At 48.3% G+C, this 22,267-nt stretch carries 21 protein-coding genes and 1 tRNA gene; 3 read left to right on the top strand and 19 right to left on the bottom strand.

The window, feature by feature from the left end; all coding sequences use genetic code 11:
* Nucleotides 1-26 precede the first annotated feature (26 nt).
* From ACJA3I_RS07305 to ACJA3I_RS07275, 7 genes are all read right to left on the bottom strand, one after another.
* Nucleotides 27-1,028, bottom strand: coding sequence for a permease (locus tag ACJA3I_RS07305; RefSeq protein ID WP_458861954.1), 1,002 nt, complete (start codon nucleotides 1,026-1,028; stop codon nucleotides 27-29).
* 83 nt (nucleotides 1,029-1,111) lie between these two features.
* Nucleotides 1,112-1,420 (bottom strand): ArsR/SmtB family transcription factor, encoded by a 309-nt coding sequence (locus ACJA3I_RS07300; protein ID WP_458861953.1) that lies wholly within the window; start codon nucleotides 1,418-1,420, stop codon nucleotides 1,112-1,114.
* A gap of 187 nt (nucleotides 1,421-1,607) precedes the next feature.
* Complete coding sequence (locus ACJA3I_RS07295) at nucleotides 1,608-1,949, bottom strand: winged helix-turn-helix transcriptional regulator (protein ID WP_458861952.1); 342 nt, start codon at nucleotides 1,947-1,949, stop codon at nucleotides 1,608-1,610.
* 18 nt (nucleotides 1,950-1,967) lie between these two features.
* On the bottom strand, nucleotides 1,968-2,627 hold the full coding sequence (locus ACJA3I_RS07290; protein WP_458861951.1) for an IclR family transcriptional regulator: 660 nt from the start codon (nucleotides 2,625-2,627) through the stop codon (nucleotides 1,968-1,970).
* A gap of 343 nt (nucleotides 2,628-2,970) precedes the next feature.
* Complete coding sequence (gene dcd / locus ACJA3I_RS07285) at nucleotides 2,971-3,507, bottom strand: dCTP deaminase (protein ID WP_458861950.1); 537 nt, start codon at nucleotides 3,505-3,507, stop codon at nucleotides 2,971-2,973.
* A 149-nt stretch (nucleotides 3,508-3,656) separates the two neighbouring features.
* Nucleotides 3,657-3,733 (bottom strand) — tRNA-Val (locus ACJA3I_RS07280).
* A 193-nt stretch (nucleotides 3,734-3,926) separates the two neighbouring features.
* Nucleotides 3,927-5,087 (bottom strand): aminotransferase class I/II-fold pyridoxal phosphate-dependent enzyme, encoded by a 1,161-nt coding sequence (locus tag ACJA3I_RS07275; RefSeq protein ID WP_458861949.1) that lies wholly within the window; start codon nucleotides 5,085-5,087, stop codon nucleotides 3,927-3,929.
* Between the two features lie 208 nt (nucleotides 5,088-5,295).
* Between ACJA3I_RS07275 and ACJA3I_RS07270 the strand changes: the two genes are divergently transcribed.
* Entirely contained in the window at nucleotides 5,296-5,856 is a 561-nt protein-coding gene (locus ACJA3I_RS07270; RefSeq protein WP_458861948.1) for a flavodoxin family protein, read from the top strand.
* A 132-nt stretch (nucleotides 5,857-5,988) separates the two neighbouring features.
* Here ACJA3I_RS07270 and spo0A read toward each other — a convergent pair whose 3' ends face one another.
* From spo0A to ACJA3I_RS07240, 6 genes are all read right to left on the bottom strand, one after another.
* Nucleotides 5,989-6,762, bottom strand: a complete 774-nt coding sequence (spo0A, locus tag ACJA3I_RS07265; protein WP_458861947.1) for a sporulation transcription factor Spo0A — start codon at nucleotides 6,760-6,762, stop codon at nucleotides 5,989-5,991.
* Between the two features lie 329 nt (nucleotides 6,763-7,091).
* On the bottom strand, nucleotides 7,092-8,435 hold the full coding sequence (locus tag ACJA3I_RS07260; RefSeq protein WP_458861946.1) for an ABC transporter permease: 1,344 nt from the start codon (nucleotides 8,433-8,435) through the stop codon (nucleotides 7,092-7,094).
* Nucleotides 8,436-8,440: 5 nt separating this feature from the next.
* On the bottom strand, nucleotides 8,441-10,615 hold the full coding sequence (locus ACJA3I_RS07255) for a COG1361 S-layer family protein (RefSeq protein WP_458861945.1): 2,175 nt from the start codon (nucleotides 10,613-10,615) through the stop codon (nucleotides 8,441-8,443).
* Nucleotides 10,616-10,619: 4 nt separating this feature from the next.
* A complete protein-coding gene (locus ACJA3I_RS07250) occupies nucleotides 10,620-11,357 on the bottom strand; it encodes an ABC transporter ATP-binding protein (RefSeq protein WP_458861944.1) in 738 nt (245 codons plus the stop codon).
* On the bottom strand, nucleotides 11,354-11,803 hold the full coding sequence (locus ACJA3I_RS07245; RefSeq protein WP_458861943.1) for a hypothetical protein: 450 nt from the start codon (nucleotides 11,801-11,803) through the stop codon (nucleotides 11,354-11,356). Before ACJA3I_RS07245 ends, ACJA3I_RS07250 begins: the two co-directional genes overlap by 4 nt.
* A gap of 182 nt (nucleotides 11,804-11,985) precedes the next feature.
* The gene (locus ACJA3I_RS07240; protein ID WP_458861942.1) at nucleotides 11,986-12,957 is read right to left on the bottom strand and encodes a helix-turn-helix transcriptional regulator; all 972 of its coding nucleotides are present in this window, start codon (nucleotides 12,955-12,957) and stop codon (nucleotides 11,986-11,988) included.
* A 344-nt stretch (nucleotides 12,958-13,301) separates the two neighbouring features.
* Between ACJA3I_RS07240 and ACJA3I_RS07235 the strand changes: the two genes are divergently transcribed.
* Together ACJA3I_RS07235 and eutH are read left to right on the top strand one after the other, a co-directional pair.
* On the top strand, nucleotides 13,302-15,092 hold the full coding sequence (locus ACJA3I_RS07235; protein WP_458861941.1) for an aminopeptidase P family protein: 1,791 nt from the start codon (nucleotides 13,302-13,304) through the stop codon (nucleotides 15,090-15,092).
* Nucleotides 15,093-15,101: 9 nt separating this feature from the next.
* Nucleotides 15,102-16,181 carry an ethanolamine utilization protein EutH gene (gene eutH / locus ACJA3I_RS07230; protein ID WP_458861940.1) on the top strand — a complete coding sequence of 360 codons (1,080 nt, stop codon included), beginning with the start codon at nucleotides 15,102-15,104 and terminating at the stop codon, nucleotides 16,179-16,181.
* A gap of 67 nt (nucleotides 16,182-16,248) precedes the next feature.
* Here the strand turns inward: eutH and ACJA3I_RS07225 are convergent, their stop codons facing one another.
* The 6 genes from ACJA3I_RS07225 to ACJA3I_RS07200 form a co-directional block, all read right to left on the bottom strand.
* Nucleotides 16,249-16,902, bottom strand: a complete 654-nt coding sequence (locus tag ACJA3I_RS07225; protein WP_458861939.1) for a hypothetical protein — start codon at nucleotides 16,900-16,902, stop codon at nucleotides 16,249-16,251.
* Nucleotides 16,902-17,396, bottom strand: coding sequence for a 2-C-methyl-D-erythritol 2,4-cyclodiphosphate synthase (ispF, locus tag ACJA3I_RS07220; protein WP_458861938.1), 495 nt, complete (start codon nucleotides 17,394-17,396; stop codon nucleotides 16,902-16,904). The genes ACJA3I_RS07225 and ispF overlap by 1 nt, the downstream gene beginning before the upstream one ends.
* Nucleotides 17,397-17,413: 17 nt before the next feature.
* Nucleotides 17,414-18,142 carry a 2-C-methyl-D-erythritol 4-phosphate cytidylyltransferase gene (gene ispD / locus ACJA3I_RS07215; protein WP_458861937.1) on the bottom strand — a complete coding sequence of 243 codons (729 nt, stop codon included), beginning with the start codon at nucleotides 18,140-18,142 and terminating at the stop codon, nucleotides 17,414-17,416.
* Between the two features lie 59 nt (nucleotides 18,143-18,201).
* Entirely contained in the window at nucleotides 18,202-18,678 is a 477-nt protein-coding gene (locus tag ACJA3I_RS07210; RefSeq protein WP_458861936.1) for a CarD family transcriptional regulator, read from the bottom strand.
* Between the two features lie 132 nt (nucleotides 18,679-18,810).
* On the bottom strand, nucleotides 18,811-20,664 hold the full coding sequence (locus ACJA3I_RS07205; RefSeq protein ID WP_458861935.1) for a serine hydrolase domain-containing protein: 1,854 nt from the start codon (nucleotides 20,662-20,664) through the stop codon (nucleotides 18,811-18,813).
* Nucleotides 20,665-20,793: 129 nt separating this feature from the next.
* Nucleotides 20,794-22,203, bottom strand: a complete 1,410-nt coding sequence (locus ACJA3I_RS07200; RefSeq protein WP_458861934.1) for an ABC transporter permease — start codon at nucleotides 22,201-22,203, stop codon at nucleotides 20,794-20,796.
* Nucleotides 22,204-22,267 lie beyond the last annotated feature (64 nt).

The raw sequence follows: 22,267 nt of genomic DNA, 5'->3' as shown, positions 1-22,267 counted from the left end.
TCGATTTGCCGCCTTCCGGCTTTCCTTTATACCAGCAACGGCTGAAGCACATTGAAAAGATAACCGACGATGATGATGCCTACCGTGCAGATTCCGATAAACAATCCCAGCAGCTTCGGCTTGACAGCCTTGCGCAGCATGATGAGTGAAGGAAGCGACAGTGTCGTGACTGCCATCATGAAGGACAGCACGGTACCAAGCTGTGCACCCTTGCCAAGCAGCGCTTCTGCAATGGGGATGGTTCCAAAAATGTCCGCATACATCGGCACGCCGATAATAGTCGCCAGCACGACGCCGAAGGGATTGTTGCCGCCAAGTACGGCTTCAATTGCACTTTCCGGAATCCAGTTGTGGATCACAGCGCCGATGCCTACACCAACCAGAATATACGGGAATACCTTTTTAAAGGTACTGACGACCTGATCCTTCGCATACACCATGCGGTCGCGCTTCGTAAGTTCCGGAGATTCAATGTCAACGCCGCTGGCGTTTTTGATGAAATCCTCCACATAGCGCTCCATGTGCAATTTTTCAATGATTGTGCCGCCGATAACTGCCACGATAAGGCCAAATATGACATAAGTTATCGCTACCTTCGCGCCAAAAATACTCATCAGCAGAATAAGGCTGCCGAGATCGACCATCGGAGAGGAAATCAAAAAGGAAAATGTCACTCCCACCGGCAGACCGGCACTCGTAAAGCCGATAAACAGCGGGATTGAGGAGCAGGAGCAAAACGGCGTCACCGTTCCGAGCAGCGCCGCGATGGAGTTGGCGCCAAGGCCGTGAAAGCGGCCGAGAATCTTTTTGCTGCGCTCCGGCGGAAAGTAGCTCTGGATGTAACTGATAATGAAAATCAGCAGGCAGAGCAAAATCGTGATTTTGATCACATCATAAAGAAAGAACTGTACGCTGCCTCCCCATCGGGAAGCGATGTCCACCCCCAGCGAGGAGAGCAGAGAACCGATGACTTCATTGAGCCACTTCATGCCAAGAATTTGATTCTGAATAAAATCCCATACGCCCATACATAAACCTCTCTTATCAAGTTTGTCAAATCAATAATTTTTGATGCATAGCCCGTAAGGAAAGCCATCTGAATCGATGGCTTTTACTTACAGCAATCACCCATTTGTGTAGTATTCAGCGTTGTCAGCTGACGAAGCAAAGAAATCGCCGATTCGCGCCCAGCCTCAGACAGACAGTAATGCGTCCATTTACCCTCCTGCCGACTTTCCACGATTCCGGAATCACAGAGAATCTTCATGTGATAGGAAAGACCGGACTGGCCAATATCCATATCCTCCTGCAGCATGCATACGCATTTCTCGCCGCTGCGCAGACGCTCCAGAATTGCAAGTCTGCGCGGATCGCACAGAGCCTTAAACACCTTCGCGTCTTTCTCATAGGAAGATTCCATTTCATCACCTCAAATCAACTTTAACTGATATGACATATATACACCCCAAATCAAGATTTGTCAATATGTTTATTTGTTTCCAAGCGCGCTTCAAGATATCACTGTCATAAAAAGAATCAACGGCACCTCTGACAAACGATGTAACAAGCCAATGATTTTGATAAGATGCCTCAAATGATAACAATTTTCAGAGCTCCGGGGTGCGTGCTTCCGGGTAATTTTTCTTTGCCCAGCTCTCAATGGATTTGAGCGCCGGCACCAATTCCTGCCCTTTGGCAGTCAGAGAGTATTCCACCCGGGGCGGCGTTTCCGGATAAACTTTCTTGCGGATCAGCCCTTCTTCCTCCATCTCCCGCAGGCTCTCATTCAATACTTTCTGGCTGATTCCACCGGTCATGCGCTGCAGAGCCAGAAAGCGTTTCGGCCCCTCACCCAGATGGCACAGAATAACGGCCTTCCATTTTCCGCGGATCTGCTCAAAGCCCAGATCCAACGCGCAAATATAAGTTTTATCTTTGTATTCGATCATTTTAATCCCCCCATGCTTTCAGATTGCCATGCCCAGTTTTTTCAGTGCGGATTGATATGCATCCCATGCCTGTTCCATTTTGGCAGGAGTAAAGCGATAACTTGGGCCGGAAAGCGCCACGCAGCCCAGCAATGTGCCGCTTGCGTAGAACGGCGCGGCGAAGCAGTTCAGGCCTTCCTGCACCCCCTCCAGGTCGGTTGCGTAGCGGAATGCGGGATCTGTATGGGTATATGCCTTTGTGACCGCCGAGTTTTCCGGCAAATCAATGAAACAGTCGTCGTCCGGCACAACTTTTAGCGGCTGTGTGGAAAGAACGACATCATAATAGTAATAGCGTTCGCCCATGCGGATCTCAAAATAGGCGGTCTCGTCAATTTCTTTGACAAGCTCTGTCAGCAATGCATGAATCTTTTCGGCCATGCCGGAGCTGCGGCTGTAGCAGAGGCCCAACTTCAGGCTGGCAAGGCCGAGACTATATTCCATACCACCCTGCCCGCGAAAGAGATAGCCGCAATGCTCCAGCGTTTGCAGCAGGCCAAAAGTCGTAGAAGTCTTCAAACCGGAAACCTCGCTGATCTCGCCCAGCCGTGCGCTGCCATGTTCCGCCACATAAGAAAGCATCCCCAGCGCGCGTTCCACAGACTGAATATACTTTTTTTCTTCTGTATTCTCTTTCATATGAACGCCTCCTGTCTGTTGCATTCATCATACCACAGCGAATGGCGGTTCGCAATCAAAATCGCCCCATTTTACGGCAATACTGTAAATTATAACTTTTATAAATCATATTTTTTATATTGTTGAATATCTGGATTGATGGAAAGTAAATTTTTCCCATTATGCGCTTTTCTTTTTCTGATGACAGCTTTAATCGCTTTGCCCATTCATGATCTGTTTTTCTAAGGGACCCACTGCCGTTTATCTTGTCATCTGTGGGATAATAGACAAAAAAGGCATGTTTGGCGGATATCCAAACAATGCCTTTTATTTTCACCAAGAGCTTGAATTTTTGTCTTTCAGGCTATTCCACTTCTTTATCAAGAAAAACTTTTGAGCCTGTGGCACCTTTTTGCTTTTGATATTTTCCGTTATAGGGATTGCTTGCGGCGCCATCCATTTTGGCGAAAACAAGCTGCCCCACTCTTCTGCCCGCCTTTAGTTCAATGGCACAGCGGTTGGCGTTATAGAGTTCCAGCGTGATCTCGCCTTCAAAACCAGGATCGACCCAACCGGCGTTTTGAATAAACAGGCCCATTCGCCCAAGCGAGCTTCTGCCCTCTACAAATGCCGTCAAATCGTTGGGCAGGCGGAAATATTCCATGGTGGTTGCAAGAACGAATTGATTGGGCAAAAGAAGATAAGAATCGCTGGAGATGGTTTTATAGCGTATTTCATTTTCTAAATTGATGATGCCGGCAGAGGAATCTTCAACCACGCTGAAAGTGTTTCCCAACCGAATATCAATGCTTGCGGGCTGAACCTGCTCTTCTTCCAGCGGCTCGATGACCAAAGTCTTATCGGCCAGCATTTTCAGCAAAGTCTTATCAGATAATATCATATGCTCATCCCCTCTTCGCCGCAAAAATATTTTTTACATCTTCGCCTTGCCGCCTTTGCCGATCGGCAGCATTGCTGAAAAATTTTGATGCGTTACATTTTATCGCAAGATAAAACAAAACCCTGTAACCTATTGATTACAGGGTTTTATGGTGGACGCTAAGGGACTTGAACCCCTGACCCCCTGCACGTCAAGCAGGTGCTCTAGCCAGCTGAGCTAAGCGTCCGTTTCAGTCAGCTTTTGTAGTATAGCATTCCCCGCCCGTTAATGTCAAGCCTTTTTTTGCTTTTCTGGCTGATTTCTGTAAGAAGCGTTTCCGGTGTTCAGCCGCCCGAATCGTTTTTGGGCATGAACGGCAAAGCGTTTCACGCTTTCATAAAAGCATCTCGCCGCTTGCCCAAATAGATTCTTTTGTTTTGTTATTCCAACGCATGGCTCGCTTCTATGCGGTCAAAGGCTGCTTTCAACACAGATATTTCGCGCGTGCACGCAATTCGAACATATCCTTCGCCGCATTGGCCAAACTCGTTTCCCGGCATCAACAGCACATGGGCTTTTTCCAGCAAAGCCTCGCAGGCCTCCAAGCTGCTTTTCCCGCTTTGTTTGATGGAGGGGAACAGATAAATGCTTCCCTGCGGACGATGCGCCTGCATGCCCTTGATTGCGCAGCAGCGCTTCCAGGCATACTCCAGACGCTGTTCAAATTGATCCACAATGGGTTTCGTGATTTCTTCGGCGTTTCTGAGCGCATAGATCGCCGCGCGCTGTGAGATCGCGGGCGCGGTATACATCATAAAATCATTGAGGTGCTTCACGGCCCGTGTAAGTTCACGAGGCGCCACGATATTTCCCACGCGCATGCCTGTCATAACAAAATTCTTTGAAAAAGAGTTGACGCAAACGGTGCGCTCACGCATTCCCGGAACCGTTATCATCGGCGCAAATTTTTGCCCGCCAAAAACATAGCCGGTATAAATATCATCACAGATGGCCAACAGATCATATTTTTTGCAAAGCGCTCCGATTCTTTCCATGGTTTCTTGAGAATAGACCGCACCCGTGGGGTTATTGGGGGTGTTCAGAAGAATCGCCTTTGTTTTAGTGGTGATCTTTTCCTCCAAAGCGTGAGGATCAACAGAAAAGCCGTCTTCCGCACTGGTGGGAAGGCAAACGGGAACGCCCCCTGCCAGGCGGATCTGATCCGGATAAATGAAGAACATCGGATCCGGTACGATCACTTCATCGCCCGGATTTAAAACGGCAAGCAAAACTTCCGTCATCCCGATGCATCCCGCGGCCGTCACCAAAATTTCTTCTTTCTCTAAAGACACCTGATACATCCGCCGATAATAATCGGCGATTTCGCGGCAAAGCAGCGGGTCGCCGCGGGTCGCCGTATATTTTGTGTGCCCTTTCCAGGCATCTTCAAACGCAGGCTCTAAAATAGCGGCGGGCGTAGGCAGATCAAAATCCCCCACCGTTAAATCGATTAAGTCGTGATACTTTGCTGCTTTTTGATAAAGCAGCGACGATGCATCGTTTTCGGCATTTTCGCACCGATGCGCAAGAAATGATCTCATGTTTTGCCCTCCTGTTTTACATCAGGCTTTCAAATGAATATTTAAAAGTCTGCTTCACCGTATTTTCCAATATATTGAATTATTATTACTATATTAGAATATTTATTCTTTTATTCTATCACAGGTTTCCGCAAAATTCAAATAGGAACTTGCCGAATTTTTTTTTCTGGGTTATGATAGCGATAGAAAAAACAAGGAGGTTTTGTAAATGTCAGTACTGGTGATCTGGAGCAGCCCAAACGAAAATGGTTTAACAGCTAAATGTAAGTCTGCCGCTGTTGGCGGCGTTCTTGAATTCAACATGACCTGCGATGAGATTCCCCTCAACCGTTTATCCATTCAGCGCTGTCAGGTATGCGACAGCGGCTATGGCCAATGCGCCGAAGGTTCCTGCGTTTTAAATGATGAAATGAACCGGGTTTATAAGATGATGGCCGAAGCCGACGGCATTATTCTGGTAACGCCCGTTTATTGGCATGACCCTTCCGAACCGATGCAGGCATTGCTCGATCGTGTGAGACGCTGCGATTGCAAAAAGAATCACTGGCTGAAAGATAAAAAAATAATGCTGGTGGCCTGTGCCGGCGGAAGCGGCAACGGCGCCATCCATTGCCTTGAAACCCTGGAAATGACAATGAAGCATATGGGCGCCAATGTTCGCGAACGCTTGCCTGTCACCCGTTTTTCGCAGGATTATATGCCCCTTGCCATTCGCGCCGCCGCATGGCAGCTTTGCTGTGAGATCGTTGAAGAAAATACCGCCGGATAACAGATTTTAAATAAAAAACGATTGCCGGAAAAAGAAACCCTCTCTTTCCGGCAATCGTTTGATCCTATCACTCTTATTTTTTTACTCCAAAACCATAGGAGTGGTACATCATCATGTAACGCGGTGTTCTTTTTAGCCGCATTTCAGCTGTAAACGCAGCTTATCCGCTATCATCGAAATAAATTCACTGTTTGTGGGTTTGCCCTTGATATTGGAAACCGTATAACCGAAATAGCTTTGCAGCACTTCGATATCTCCGCGATCCCATGCTACCTCAATGGCATGACGGATAGCCCTTTCAACGCGTGAACTTGTGGTTTTATATTTTTTTGCAACGCCCGGATATAACACTTTGGTCACGGCGTTGACCACATCGATATTCTCAATGGTCATAATAATCGCATCTCTGAGATATTGATAACCTTTGATATGCGCGGGAACGCCAATTTGATGGATCACTTCCGTTACGCGAATTTCAATATCCAGCTGAGGATCCACCGCTCTTGTTTTTACCGCCGCGGCAATTGGCAAAGTGGAATAATTACGGATCCGCTCCACCATGGAACCAATGTCGCAGGGCTTCATCAAAAAGTAACCGATGCCCAGCATAGAGGCTTCCGCTGTGATCTGTTCGCTTGCAAAAGAGGAAAGAACAAAGGTCACAGGCCTTTTTTCAAGTTTTAAACCGTTGATTGTTTTGATCGCCGCCAAACCATCCAAACGAGGCAAGATTGTGTCTGTAATGATGATATCCGGCTGCTGTTCTGCTGTGAGCTTTACCAGCTCGTTTCCATCCGATGCCATTCCAACCACTGTGATCTCATCGTTATCCTCTAAGTGGTTTTTCAACAAAGTGCGAAATTCTAAGCTATCATCTGCCAAAACAACTTTAATTCCCTTATTCATGTCAACAGCTCCCTGCAAATTACAAATCTTTTCCTTTGCGACGTCGTAATTATAAAATACCACAAGAGATTGTGAATTACAAGCGCGTTTTTGCAAAATATGGTATTTTCGCTTTGCAATTTTTTACAATCTTTTACAATACATTTTGTAATATTTTTCCTTATATAGGAATTTTGCATTCTTTCTTGTCTAATTCTATCATATTTCGTAATCATAAAAAATCTTTTTATTCTTTTAAATATTCCATCCTACGATAGAAGGCTCACTTTTCCGTCTTTCCACGGGTAAAACCCCCGCCGCTTTCCTGCAAAAAAGCGGCGGGGGTTTTGTTATTCGTTTTTGATCGCTTCCAGTGCCGAGATTTTGACGGCTTTGTTGGCCGGATAATAACCCGAAACAAGGCCGATGGCAATGGAAAACAAAATTGCAAACGCGATCAGCCACAATGGTACGATCGAGATGCGGCTGATCTCTGCCCCACCCAAAATCACCTGCCACAATACAGATGGGTTTGAAGCGCCGCCCGAGGCAATGAAGTTGATCGTCCATGAAATGAGAACGCTGACAACAGAACCCACAACCCCACCGATAAAGCCGATGGCAGCCGCTTCGGAAAGAAACATGACGCGAATATCTTTTACATAACATCCGAGCGCTTTCATAACGCCGATTTCTTTCGTGCGTTCCGATATAGACATGATCATCGTGTTGGTGATGCCCAGCGCCGCCACAAAAAGCGATATCGCACCCAAACCACCAAGCATCATCTGCTTCTGCTTCGCCTCTTTTTCCATGGGTTTGCGGATGCTTTCCATCGAGCTTGTCACATATCCCATCCCTTTGATGGATTGTTCGGCGGCGGCAACCTGTGTGATATCCTTCACCTTGACCACCACCGAAGAATAAGCCTCCGGCTTTTTATGATCGTCGCGCGCCTGTTCGATCAGCTTTTTGATATCGGCTAAATTCATCAGGATTCCGTCGGAAGTTTCAGAACCTTTGGCGTAATCTTCTTTAATGGTGCCGGCAACCGATAAAGTTGTTTTATATTTGCTGCTGCCGTTGATGATCTCAAGCACCAGAGGTTCTTTCAGCGGGTCAAAATATGGGTCGGGCGGCGGCAGTTCTTTGCCGGAATCATCCGTTCCCGCCCATCGGTCGATGGTGTTTCGCCCCTGCGGCCGCATCGTGTCGGCAAAATTATACGCGAAATATTGACCCACCAGCACTTCATTGGCCGCGGCGGTCTGTTCTTTCCCCTTCAGAGCCTGATATCCCAGCTGGGGCACGGTCTTCATATCCATGCCGGCAATGGTGCTCCAATCGGCCACATATCTTCCGTTGTTGCCCGCGTAAAGTTTGATCGAAAATTGTTCCAGAGATAATTTGGGCGAAACCGCTGTTACGCCCGGCAGCGCCGAAAAACTCTTTACCGCCGCGTCATTCAGTTTTTGCTTGCCTCGGCCGCCCTGCGGCGGTGAAACCGTGATGATGGTCAGATCGCCCATTTGGGCCAGCATTTTTTCCTGCGATACTTTCATGCCGATGCCCAGTGATACCATAATCACGATGGAGCAGCACCCGATAAAAACGCCCAGAACAGTCAGAAAAGTTCGGGCCTTTCTGCGCATCAGATTTTGCAGACACATTTGAAAAATATCCTTGCTGTTCATAATGTTTACTGCTCTTTCTTTTCAGCGCCGATTTTTTCGGCCATCTGGTTTTCTGCCGGGTTTTGTTCGCCGCTTTCTTCCGTTTGCGCCTGCGTTTCGGCTTTTGCTTCCTCGTCCCATTCATCCCAGCTGCCTTCGCTGAGTTCCATTGCTTTCTTTTTGCGTTTTTTATGAAGAAGCACCGCAAAAACGATCATCGCCGCCGCGGCGACCCCGCCGCCGATCCATATGAATTTGCGCGAAGAATGGCCGCCGTCTTCAGGTGTGGTTTCTTCACCCGGATCAACAGGTATTTCTGCTTCTTTCACCTCTAAAGTCATCGGGAATTCCTGGGTTTTCACTTTCTGGTTGGCGTCTTCATAAGATACCTTCAATACCAGTTCCAATTTCCCCACTTCTGTGGGGGTAAAAACGAAGCCGATGTTTCCGCTCTTTCCCGCTTCAAAATTGCCCAGATTCTGGGTTTTGGCCGGGGTGGTCACATTGCCCACGATCTCCGCTTCCACATTTGAAATTTCGCTTTTGCTCTTGTTGACATAAGGCATTGTGAGAGTGGCTTCTTCGCCAACGGTAACGCTTTCGGGAACCGCCGGCGCAGAGATCTGAAAGCGATCGAGCTGATAAAGCGGAACCGATAATTTCACCGCCGCTGTGCCTGCCGCCCGCTTGTTTTGATCTACATATTCATATTTAAAAGAAACATCAATGCTCTGCGCGCCTGTTTTGGCGGTGGGCAGGGCCATCATGGGAATCTTTTGGGTTTTGGTTCCGCCCGCTTTCAGAGCGTTATAATGAAAAGTGTTGGTGGAACCATCAATGGCAAAGCTTTCACCTGTTTCTACAGTCGCCACAATATTTTCAATGGAGATTCTGCCCGTATTCTGAAAGCTGAACTCCAGCGGAAATTTTGAGCCCGCCGCCACGGCTTCCGACCCATAGGTGAAACTGTTGATAATCAGATTCGGGATGGGGCTATCCTGATTGCTTTTTTCGTTTGGTTTGGTGGCAAGGTTCACCCTTTCGCTGGCTGATGCCTGAACCACCGCTTCCCCGTTGTGATAGCCATATTTCATCTCTACCGAAATGTTCTGCGTTGTGGTGTTGATCTCTTTGAGGGCTTTAACGCGAACGGTGATGCTGCGGCTGCTGCCCGGCGCGATATCCTGCATCACCACGGTCGAAGCGTCGTTTTGCAGCAAAAGCGAATCGGAAGTGGAAATATTCACGACGGGCGAAAGCATCGCCGTTTTACCCACATTTTGAAAGCTCAGGGTCACGGCCGCTTCTTCTTCCGCCTTCAGCGGCCCTGCAACGGCGCCCCGGGTGATGATCGCGATGGGCTGGGGAATACTTTCTTTTGCCTTCACAGCAGCAGGCACGGTGATTTTATCCGATACGCTCCCCTGCGTCAGAGAACTGCCGTTTGAATAATTGAATTTCAGATCTACGCCGATGGATTGCGACGCATTGGCGATCACATCCGTCGCTTGAATTTTGATCTGGGTGCTTTCGGTTTTTCCCGGCTGGATATCTTTCAATAACACCGAAGAACTGCCGCCCATCAGCAGCAGGCTGTCAGAGGGTGAAAAACTTGCCACGGGTGATTTCATCACCGTTGTTCCCAAATTCTTAAACTGCATGGTAACAGTCATCTGTTCGCCCGCCTGAATCGGTTTGTTCAGATCGTTGCGGCTGATCAGAACCATGGGGGCGGGGATGACCGGCGGTGCTTCGGGCTCGGGCTTGGGCGGGTTATATTCTTCGGTTTCCACAATGGTGGCCTCTACCGTTTCATAAGAACCGCCGTTGACGCCCACCATCATTTTGATGGAATGCCCGCTTCCGTTATAGGTGGCGCCATATAGGGTAACGATAAATTCCAGCGGCTGTTTATCCTGTGAAGAAATGGAAGTATGTATCGTTCCGCCTGTAAAGCTATCCACCAGCCGCGAAACATCCAGCGCTTTTTCAGAAGCCACCTGGTCTGTGGTAACACTGGTATTTTTTAAATATAAAGTGATATCTGCCGTGGTATTTTTTGTGATGTAGTTTTTCGATACTTTATATCCCGTGATGACAAGATCGCCCGCCGCGGCTTTTGCAAACGGCGCCGCCATCAACGGAAATATCATCAGCAAGGCTAAACAGAACGGAATGATCCTTTTTCCAAAAGCTTTCATGTTGTTATTCTCCTTCACTGGGCCCTCTATGGGTTAAATTTTGTTTGTCGCTCACTACTTCGCCGTCGATCAGGGTGACAATACGGTCGGCGTAATCTGCCATTTCCGGGTCATGCGAGACCAGAATGATGGTCTGGTTGAATTTTTCGGCAAAGCCGCGAATCATATTCATCACTTCGATGGTCGTCTTTGAATCCAGATTGCCGGTAGGTTCATCGGCAAAAACCACCTCGGGATGGGTGATAAACGCTCGCGCGATGCCCGCGCGCTGCTGCTGACCGCCTGACATTTGTTTGGGGAAATGATCCATTCTGTGTTCCAGACCCACCCGCTTGAGCATCTGCCTTGCGGCTTTTTCCCGCTGAGCTTTCGGCATTCCGCGAAACATCAGCGGCAGCGCCACATTCTCGGTGGCCGTCAGCCCCGGCAACAGATTATACGATTGAAAAACGAACCCGATATGTCTTTGGCGGAAAGCCGCCAGCTGATTTTCATTTAAACGGGTGATGGAAACGCCGCCGATCCTCACTTCGCCTCGCGTGGGCTTTTCCATCCCCGCAAGCTGATTGAGCAATGTGCTTTTTCCGGAACCCGATGTGCCGAAAATGCAGCAGATCTCACCTTTATTGATTTTTAAATTGATCTTTTTTAGGGCAACCACGGTTTCATCGCCGATAGGATATTCTTTTCGAACCCCGCGCACTTCGATCATAGGCTGGGGCAGCTGAAGATCTTGTTTCATTTGTTTTGAGTTTTCCCTTCTTCTGTCGGCTGGATCTGAAGCGCCTGATCGACAGAGTATTTTTTCAAAATCACACGCTGTCCGGAATAAACCGATTCGTCAGTTCCTTTTATTTGATATAAAGTGATCTGCGAAGTGGAATGCTCCTGTGTTTCATAAACATTTTCGCAAACAAGGCGAATACGCTCCTGCCCCCCTTTTTTGGCTTCATAGTAATATTTTCCCCCGACCAGCTCTTTCTTTTCAAAATCCGCGACGGCCATGCCGATTTCCCGGGCTGCGAGGGGAAGGCTGCGATCCAGCGCCCGCATTTCTTCATAATCTGTAGAATAATCCTGCTGATGAATCTGAGCCTTATCGGCCAGCACGATTTCCTGGCAGAGAACAAATGCCGAAAAACAAGCCACAAAAATTAAAAACCACGCCAAAGCAGGAATGCGTTTCATTCTATTCACCTCACTTGTTATAGCTTATCGCGGCTTTCTTAATATCAACTTTATATTTTCTAAAGGTTTCTAAAGAATGTGGTGCTTTTTCTGCTTTTGAAAAATAAAAAAGGCTTGCGTATCACGAAGATTCTCTTCTGATACGCAAGCCAAAAATCAGCAGTATTTTTTGTTTATCGATCTTATTTTCTTCTGTAAGGGTTTTTATCGAGCATTGAAATGATCTCGTTGCGCAGCCACAGCGGAGAAACCACTTCGATATGTTGGAGATGCCCAAGGGCCCAACCTCTCACCCATTCCGGCGCCGCCTTCAACACCGCATCGAAGGTCTTTTTTTCTTTGTCCCTCATGATCAGAGTATCCAGCCCGAATTGATCCAGAACAGCCTCTAAAGCGCAATCATCGCATCGGATCACAACGCTTTCCGCGCTGCCGCCATACATACAAACTGTTTCTTTGCTATATTTAAAAAGCTCCATCGTGCTCGGTGGGGCCGATACGCTCTGTCTCAAACATTTCAAATCGCTGATTCTATCGATTCTAAAATGGGATAATTCTTGGTTTTCTTCCTGCATGCAAATTAAATAATAATGCTCATGAGCACAAATCATACCATAAGGGCTCACCACATAGCGCTCTTCACGGCCGGGTTTCAAGCTTTTATCAAAAGTATAGGATAAATAGAAAAAGCTGATTTTTTTGCTTTTTGTGATCGCGTCATCTAAAAAATCGATTCGGTCGAAAACCTCTTCGCTGTTTGACATTTTCCCTTTAGATAAAAGCGCAATGTTGCGGTAAGAGCGCCGCTGATAGCTGCTCAGTTGATTTTGCAGCTTCCGCACCAGATCTTTGATTTGCTTGGGGGATGCCGCGGCAAAAGAAAAGAGCGAATCGATCAAAAGGCAGATTTCCGCATGCTCCAGCTCACGGCTGCGCAAATAATAGCCTTTCCCATTCTCTTCATAATTCGAAATATCATAACCCATCTCGTTAAGCAGCGCAATGGAAGCATAGATCGTTCGGCGATCGATTTTGCTTTGATAGCGTTCTTCGATCTTCCCGATCAGTTGGCGCATGGGCACAATATGGTTTTCATCGGAATATTCTTTTAAAATCTGCAATACACAAAGTGTATTTGCCCGTTCTTTTAACATTTTTACCACCCCGCTTATGACAACCGCTTCATTTTAGTGCTTTTTAGTAATCAAATTTAGAATTAAAATGCACTTTTCCACTATAGGAATAGTGTACCAAATAATTGTATAAATCACAACCTTTTTTTACATTTCACTCATATCTCTTCTTCTTTTATTTCTGTCTGTGGTTTCCTTATATAACCATTTTATGAAAATTATGGATAAAATCCGTATTTTTTCGTTTTTTACTCATTCTCGCAGTTTTTACAAAATTATACTGATATCCCTTTTCAACCGGCTAAAAGAATGCTATCATATTAAAAGTATCAGCCAATGATTTAATGATGAAAGAAGGAATTTGTGTGCAAACAACAAATGAAAAACTGGATGCTTTGCGCCAGGCAATGAAGCTGGCAGACATACAAGCGTATTTGATCCCGTCTTCCGACCCGCATATGAGCGAATATCTGCCCGACCACTGGAGAACGCGTGCCTATTTTTCGGGCTTTACCGGCTCTGCGGGAACTTTGATCATCACACAGGAAGAAAGCGGTTTATGGACAGACGGCCGCTATTTTATTCAGGCTGAACGCCAGTTGAGCGGCAGCGAGATCGTTCTTTACCGCATGGGCGAAAAAAATGTGCCTACCGTCAAGCAGTTTTTGAAAGACCACCTTTCCGCCAACCAAACTTTAGGGCTTGATGGAATGGTCGCCCCCGCTTCTCTGATTCATGAACTGAACAAGCAATTTGCCGAAAAGCAGATTCAGATCCGCGATGTAGATCTGACTTCCGCTCTGTGGCCCGATCGCCCCGCAATCCCCTGCACACCGGTCTTTCAGCATGATCTTGCTTATGCCGGCCAATCTGCAAAACAAAAAATTGAAGTGCTGCGTGAAAAGCTTCGTGAAAATAAAGCCACTGCCACACTTGTCACAGGCCTGCCCGCGGTTGCCTGGCTTTTGAATCTGCGCGCGGCCGATGTGAAATATAACCCCTTCGTTTTGGGCTATTGCTTCATTTCGGCTTCAAAAGCGGTTTTCTTTGTGGACCCTGCCCGCTTGGAAGCCCCGCTGAAAGATGCGCTGGCATCAGAAGGCGTTTCCGTTGAACCTTATGATTCTTTCCTTTCTTATTTAAAACAATATTCCGAAGACGAAAAAATCTATGCGGATGATGCTCAGCTGACTTATGCGCTTTATTCCGCGCTTGACCGCAACCCCCATTTTGAGATGATTCCCGGCGCGGATCTTGTCAACGCGCTGAAAGCCGTTAAGAACCCCGTGGAGATTGAAAACCTGATCTATGCCCATAAAAAAGACGGATGCGCCATGGTGCGTTTTCAAATGGAACTCGAGCGCAGAATGGCAAAGGGCGAAACGATCTCTGAGCTGGATATCGGCGAAATGCTGAAAAAATATCGCTTTGAACAGCCCAAGTGCATGGGCGAAAGCTTCTCTACCATTGCGGCTTATGGCGGCAATGCTGCCATGATGCACTACAGCCCCACAAAAGAAAACCACGCAGTGCTGGAACCTCACGGTTTCCTTTTGGTGGACAGCGGCGCGCATTATTTAGACGGCACCACCGATATCACCAGAACTTATGCGCTGGGTGATCTGACACAGGAAGAAAAAGAATTCTATACTTATGTTCTGCGCAGCAACCTTTCTTTGAACCAGGCTGTTTTCATGGAAGGCTGTTCCGGCGCCAACCTTGATATTCTGGCGCGCAGCGCGGTTTGGGCCCATGGCATCGATTACCGCTGCGGCACAGGCCATGGGGTCGGCTTTTTCGGCGCTATCCACGAAGGCCCCCACAGCATGCGCGTAACAAACACCGTGCCTTTCGTTCCCGGTATGCTGGTGACCGATGAACCCGGTATTTATGAAGAAGGCCGCGTCGGCATCCGCATCGAAAACGAACTGCTTTGCGTTGAACGCATGGAAACCGCTTACGGCCGTTTTTACGGTTTTGATGCCGTCACCTTCTGCCCCATCGATGTAACGCCTGTTTTACCTGAATTATTAGGTCAGGAGCAAATCGACAGTCTGAACGCATATCATGAAAAAGTATATCGCGAACTTTCTCCTATGCTGAATCAGGAGGAATGCCAGTGGCTGAAAAGCAAAACGGCACCCATCGGCAAATAACTTTTCACGATGAATATTTTTATTGCTTTCATGCTCATCCTTTCGGCCGTCGGCTTATGCGATAAAATTTTAGGCGGCAAACGAGGGTTGGGCGCGGAATTCGATCACGGCATTCACACCATGGGCGGCATGGCCCTTTCTTTGGTGGGCATCTATTGTTTGGGCATCACGCTTGTGCAAAAGCAGGCGGATTCCGTGGCCAAACTTTCCGCTGTTTTGCCGTTTGATCCCTCTTTGATCATCGGCAGCCTTTTGGCGCCGGATCTGGGCGGTTACACCATTGCGATGAATATGGCATCCAACCGCCTGGTCGGGCTGTTTTCCGGTTTGCTGGTGGCCGCCACTTTGGGCTGCACCATCAGTTTTGTATTGCCGGTTTCAATGGCCGCTATCAAAAAAGAGGATGCTTCCGCCATGATGAACGGTTTGATTTTGGGCATTGTCACCATTCCTGCCTCGCTGATCGTCGGCGGTTTGCTTCTGGGGCTTCCCCTGAAAGATTTTCTCAGCAACGGGCTGCCTATTCTGTTGATTTGTGTGCTGCTCTATCTTCTGCTGACAAAGGCGCCAAAAATGACCACTAAAATTTTAATGGGCTTCGCCAATGTGATCCAGTTTTTATGTTTTTCTTTTTTTGGTGTGGTGATGGCCGGCTTATTCATCCCCAGCTGGCAGATCGCTTCTTATAATCTGGTTTGCGAATCACTGGTGGTGGTGGCTAAAATCACCGTGGTGGTTTGCGGCGCGATGGTGCTTTCTCATATCGCGCTGACGCGCTTTCTCCGGCCGATCAGGTGGGTGGCAAGACATTTGAAAATCAACGATTCTTCCGCTGTGGGGCTTTTGCTCAGCCTCGCCACCAGTGTTTCCATGCTGCCGCTGTTTGACCGCATGGATCACCGCGGAAAAGTGATGAACGCCGCTTTTTCAGTAAGCGGAGCGTTTGTTCTGGGCGGCCAGCTGGCCTTTGTTTCAAGCCTTGAAACCTCTCAGGTCGTTCGAATTTATATGATCTCCAAGCTTTGCGGCGGCATTTGCGCCGTTATCGCGGCAATGCTCACCGCCCCTGCGGATCCCGATGTTGTTTAAAGCAAAGTTCTTCCGTTTTTATAAAAAAGCAGCTCCCGAAAAAAATCGGGAGCTGCTTTTTCTCTTATTAAAAATTTTGAAAGTCAAATTGCCAGATATCGTGATGGGGCCAATCCTTTTCGGAAAAATCCTCACGCAGGCCGATCACTGCAATATGAAGCAGTTCGGCCAAAGCTTCCAGGCGCTCTTCTTCAAATTCATAACGCTGCTTCCAGATGCGGTGCCCCAGAAAAATCATAGATTCCGGCAGCAGCTGCAAAAGCTCGGCCGGAAATTCATTGTTGAGCAGTTCTGATGCATCTGTCTGCGCCAGGGTCTCTTCATTGGCGGTGATATACCAGCTGCAAATATCCCGCTGTGGGTCGCTGAAAGAAACGAAGAGATATTCACTGTCACAGATGGAAAAACTGATGCACGGCGCATCAAACGCCACAGAATAGATCTGAGCAATATCGATGCCGGTTTCTCCATCGAAGCCGTTTTCAGAAATCGGCTCGCATACCGTCAGCCATCTGGAACCCGATGGTCTCACGGCGACCAGGTCGCCCAGCTCTTCCCAAAGCATTCTCGGTTGGTCGAAAGCGTTGTCGCCTTCTTGTGATAAAAATCCGCCGAATTCATCATCCAACATCAAGGCCGCCGTTTGCAGGCATTCTTCAATTTCTTTTTTCGTCATTTCCGGCGCTGTTTGAACGGCCACCATTCCATAGCAAGATGCCATTATCTTTGTTCTCCTCGGTTTTCGATTTCTTCCAGCAAGGCGACGGCATAAGCCTTCATGCCCTCCTGCCTGCCTGTAAAGCCCAGTGTTTCTTCGGTTTTGCCTTTTATATTGATTTGGCTTTCAGAAACATTCAGTGTCTTTGCCACATTTTCTTTCATTTTGGAAAAATAGGGCAAAAGCTTCGGCCGCTGCGCCACGATGACCGCATCGACATTCCCCACGCGGAACCCGGCTTTTTGAATCAAAGCGGCGGCTTCCTCCATCAGCTTCATGCTATCCGCATTTTTATAGCGGGCGTCTGTATCGGGAAAGTGGCTGCCGATATCGTTCAGGCCAGCGGCGCCAAACAGCGCATCGATAATGGCATGGGCCGCCACATCCGCATCGCTGTGCCCCAGCAGCCCTTTTTCAAACGGGATCTCCACCCCGCAAAGAATCAGTTTCCGCCCTTCGACCAGCCGGTGCACATCATAGCCGTTTCCAACTCTCATAGTTTCCTCTTCTTCCTCTATTCCATTTGGTTCATGCGATATTCCAGCAAAGCTTCGGCAATCACCAAATCTTCCGGCGTTGTGATCTTGATATTGAAATAACCGCCCGGCACGATCACGGGATGAATGCCCAGATATTCCACCGCCGAACAATCATCCGTGATGTTCAGCCCTTCCTGCGCGGCTTTGACCAGCGCGCCCTTCAGCAAATCGATATCTGTGACCTGGGGCGTCTGCACGGCATAAAGGGTGCTTCGATCCGGCGTTTGCCTGATCAAACCGTCTTCCGCGATTTTAATGGTATCTTTCACGGGCACCGCCACGGTGGCGCAATGATGCAGAAACGCCTGTTCGCAAGTGTCACGAATAAATTCCTGTGTTATAAACGGGCGCGCACCGTCTTGAACCAAAGCATATTTGCTTTCGGCGCTGCATTCGCATAACGCTTTATAAACGCTTTCCGCCCGGTTTCTTCCGCCATTGATGAGGCGGATAGGTTTTGAAAGCCCCAGCTCTCTGCAGATCTCTGAAATCTCAATCAGGCTTTGCTGACCGGCCGCGATCACGATTTCTTCCACATAATCGCTTTCTTCCAGCGCAAGCAAAGAATGAGCGATCACAGGCAGATCGCCCAGCGGTTCCAGCAGCTTGTTGACCCCGCCCATGCGGGAAGAATTGCCGCCGGCCGCCAAAACAGCCGAAACAAAAGGCAGGCTCTCTTTTTTCTTTTTTAAAAATTCAAACATCTGTTTTTCCCTTTTCACGAAGGTTATAGATAAAGAAAGCCTCTGAAAAGAGGCTTTCTTTATGCCAGCTTTTGATCAATCATATGCTCTATTGTATCATAAGATTCATCCATCGCAAGCATCAATTCTGAAATTAATATTTTTCGGGCGGCGGAAAGCATTTTTCGTTCTCCGGTGGAAAGCCCTCTGTGGTGTTCCCTTGTGCGCAATGTTCGAATGACCGTTGCCACTTGAAGCAGGTCGCCGCTTTTAATCCGATCCATATTTTCGCGGTAGCGCTGGTTCCAATTGACCACCGCCTGCGGCTCGATCTGATCTAAATGCTCAATAAAATCGTGGGCTTCTTCTGAAGAAATCACCGGCCGCAAACCGATATGCTCGCAATTTTCGCAGGGCAACATCAAGACCAATGAGCCAAGACAGAGCTTGAGCGTATAAAAATTGCGCTCTTTCCCGTCTTCTCGGCGTGCCACGATTTCTTCGATGATGCCCGCACCATGCATCGGGTGCGTCACCTTTTGGCCAACGAAATACATCTTTGCTGCCCTCCTCCGGTGGAACGATCCCACGATTCCTATTCTTTTTTACCAGTTCAACTGATAGAATCTCTAGATTCTATTATACACCTTTCTGCCGCCGAAGCAAGTGATTATGCCGAAAAACGCTTATTATTCAAGGGTTGAAAAGCAATTCTCCTTGTCAATCGCCATGATATATCCTTTTTTAACGCCGCAAAATTCGCCGGCTGTTTCGCTGTCATAAACACAGTGCAGTTCTTCATCGGTCACGATCAGGCGTTCATACCCATAACGGTCGGGCAGGGTTTCTAAGTTTTCTGCATAATAAAGCGCATTGGAACCGCTGTTGGGGCAAAGCTCACCTTGATAAAGGGGCAGCGAGCTGACCTCCCTCATCCAATAGGTGTTCACAAACAAATAATCGATTCCATCCTTCCGCCGAGCAAAAGGCGTTGCCAGATCGCGGCCGCCATGGGCGGGGATCTTCAGGATATCGCGGCTTTCTTCATCGCCATCGGGCATAAAAGTGATATTCTGGCGAACGCCCCCTTCTCCTGTTCCCAAAATCAAAACAGAAAGCATATGATCGGGGGTCAAAGTGATCTCAGCCCCGTTGATAATGTTCCCGATAAACAGGTCGCAGGCATCGGCGTTCGCCACCAGATAGCGTTTCCCGATCCGGCTTTTCCACCCTTCGGGGATCTGGGGCAGGCTGCCGAATTTTTGCGCCATGGGGCTTTGAAAATCGGTGGGCGCCTTATTGCGCAAAAGATAAACCTCTTCGCCGCAGGCTTGAAAACTGAAGCGTTCTTCCTGCTTTCCATAGAAAATGCCGTTTTGATAAGCAATATCGCCCTGCATCAGGCGTTTTTCACTGCCCTCCCATGTAGAAAGCTTCATTTCGCGTTTCCCCATTTCGACCTCTATCACTTGGGAGCCGCCATGATAAATGCCCGATGCCGCACGCAGCGAGGGGGGGATTTCCTCACGGTCTGAAGCGAGATTGATGCCGTGCCGGTCAAAAAGGAACTCTGAAACGATTCTCATCAACGCTTCCAGCACATTGGCTCCATGATCCATGGTGGCCGATGCGGCGGCGGCAAGATCATATTGCGGCATCACCACAAACGCCGTGTTGAACTGAAGGGTCGTCCCGCCCTTTTCCCAAACGCCGTTCAAATCAAAATGGCGCATTTTTAAATCGATATAATCCCAGCCCAGGCCATATTGCGGCGTATGGGTGTCCTCGGTCAGAAAAGTCGGCCCATGGCTGGCCTGCATGATCGCAATGCTTTCTTTTGAAAGCACATCGGGATACCAGCCCAAAAACACGCCGCCGAATTTGCAGACATCTTCCATATTGCTTTGAATGCCGCCCGCACCCGAAAGCGCAAGGATCTCGCGAGACCGGTTTTTCAGCGTCATCACGCGCGAGGTTGACTGATCTTCATTTGCGCAAACCGTAGAATGGGCGCCGATGGGCCCGGTGATATTTTGTTTCAGAAATTCAGCATAGGGCATGCCTGCCACTTCTGCCACGATCATTTCCGCCAGTGTAAAACCGTCATTGCAATATACCGCGAATTCACCCGGTTCGGCTTTTAGCTTTGCTTTTTCAAAATAGCGGTATTGCTCTTCATAATAATCAGAGATCTTCCTGTTATTGAACGATTTTTTCATGGCCGTGCCGGGCAAACCGCTGGTATGGCAAAGAAGATCGATGACTTTTATCCGGCGATAACGCGGATCGGCCATGCGGAATCGGGGCAGATAACTGCATACTGTTTCTTGCAATGACAGTTTTCCCTGCTGGGCAAGCATCATCACCGCCGCGGTGACATAGACCTTTGAAACAGAACCCACGCCGTAAAGATCTTCTGTTTTCGCATAATTTCTGCCAAAAGCGCCTTTGCAAACGGTTTTCTGATGCTGCATCACAGCATAAGAAAAACCGCTTACCGAAGGTTGAACCAGTGTTTTTGCAAATTCCACATAACGATCCATCAAAAGCCCTCCTCTTGTTTTCCGATATGACAGAATGACCGCTTGGCGGTCATTCTGTCAACTTCACGGCCCGCCTGCAGCGGCGGCCAATTTTTATCATTCCACGCTTCCTATTCATCACAGAACAGATTATAGATTTTTAAATCTTTCGGAACCCGCGGTTTTCAGATAAAGATACATCCACACACAGCCGGCTGCCAAAACCACCCCATAAAGGAACAGATACACATCGGGCCGGAAAATATCCGAAAGCCACAAAACATATGCCCCTGCCGGAACCACAAGCACGCCCAGGCCCGAGAACATGGTCAGAACGCTGCTGGCGCTTTGTTTCACCGCTGCCACATCCGAAAGATAATCCATCCTAGGGAAATGCAGATTCATAACCACGCCCAGCAAAGCGCAAAAATATGTCATGACAGAAGGCACCAGGATCACGGCCAGAATGCCCGACAAATCAAGTTTCAAAACCATTGAAGAAACCACAGCGGCCAGAAGGACCGGCGGCAAAGTGACCGCCATATGGCAATTCACTTTTGCAAATAAAACCGTCTTCGGCGAAACGGGCAGCGATTGGGCAAGCCACAGGTTTTTACCTTCCAATGAAATGCTGGGGGCCGAAACAATGTTTGTGGAAGCCATCGCGCAAAGCATCGCGGCAACGGCAGCGCTTATGTAGCCGGAAGGGATCGAAAGATTCCCCAGCAGATGCACGGCGGCATCCTGTTTGATCAGCAGATAACCGGCGCCCACCAGCAGAAAAATGCTGCCCATAGCCGCGTTCATAATGTAAATGCCGTTGGTGAAAAAGTGACGCAGCTCTTTTTGAAGCAAAGCCTTGGAAGGCGAAGAAGATTTCAAAGCCTTGGCGCGATATTTCACTTTGGCGACCCCTCTTTTGCTGGTGACCATGACGATGAAGCTTTTGGAAAGCAAAAAGTAAACCAGCAAAAACGGCAGAACACAGCATAAGGCAAAGCCCAGCAAAGCGGATAAGCTGCCATCCGCCAACACGGTTCCGAACGACCACGCGGGGTAGATCGCCGCCCGCACAGTGCCCGCGATCTGTTCTCCATGCTGCAAAAACAACGCAAGATAGCGATTGATGCCAGAAAACACATAAAAATAGGCGCCTAAAAAGATCAATGAAAACACCATGCTGACCATGCTTTTATTGCGCACGCGGCTTAACAGAAGCGTTAACAGCCAGCCGAAAATGCAAGAAAAAGTCAATGACAGCAGCGGCAGCAGCAAAGAAACCACGCAAAGAAGCAGGATTTCCACCGCGCCGAAAGAATAGCGCATCCCCCAAACCACCGCGGCAGGGGTCAACACAAGAAGTTCCATTGCGAAGTTCAATAGATACAGCGCAATCAGGCGGGAAGCCAAAATATAAGCAGGCGGAATCGGCATCGCCAGCAGCAGTTCGTTATCATGCGAATCATAGATCTGCTGCTGAACGGCAAAGGCGCTGCCGATAAAACACAGCGCAAAAGCCACGATTCCCGCCATTGCGAAATAGAACCAGCCTAAGCCCATCTCTCCGAATACGCTGATCGAAGAAAACATGGAGCCAAACATGAAAAGAAAACACGCAAAAATG

This window comes from Acidaminobacterium chupaoyuni, assembly GCF_047936785.1.
Lineage (GTDB): Bacteria > Bacillota > Clostridia > Oscillospirales > Butyricicoccaceae > Acidaminobacterium > Acidaminobacterium chupaoyuni.
This window is presented reverse-complemented; position numbering and strand designations above follow the sequence as displayed.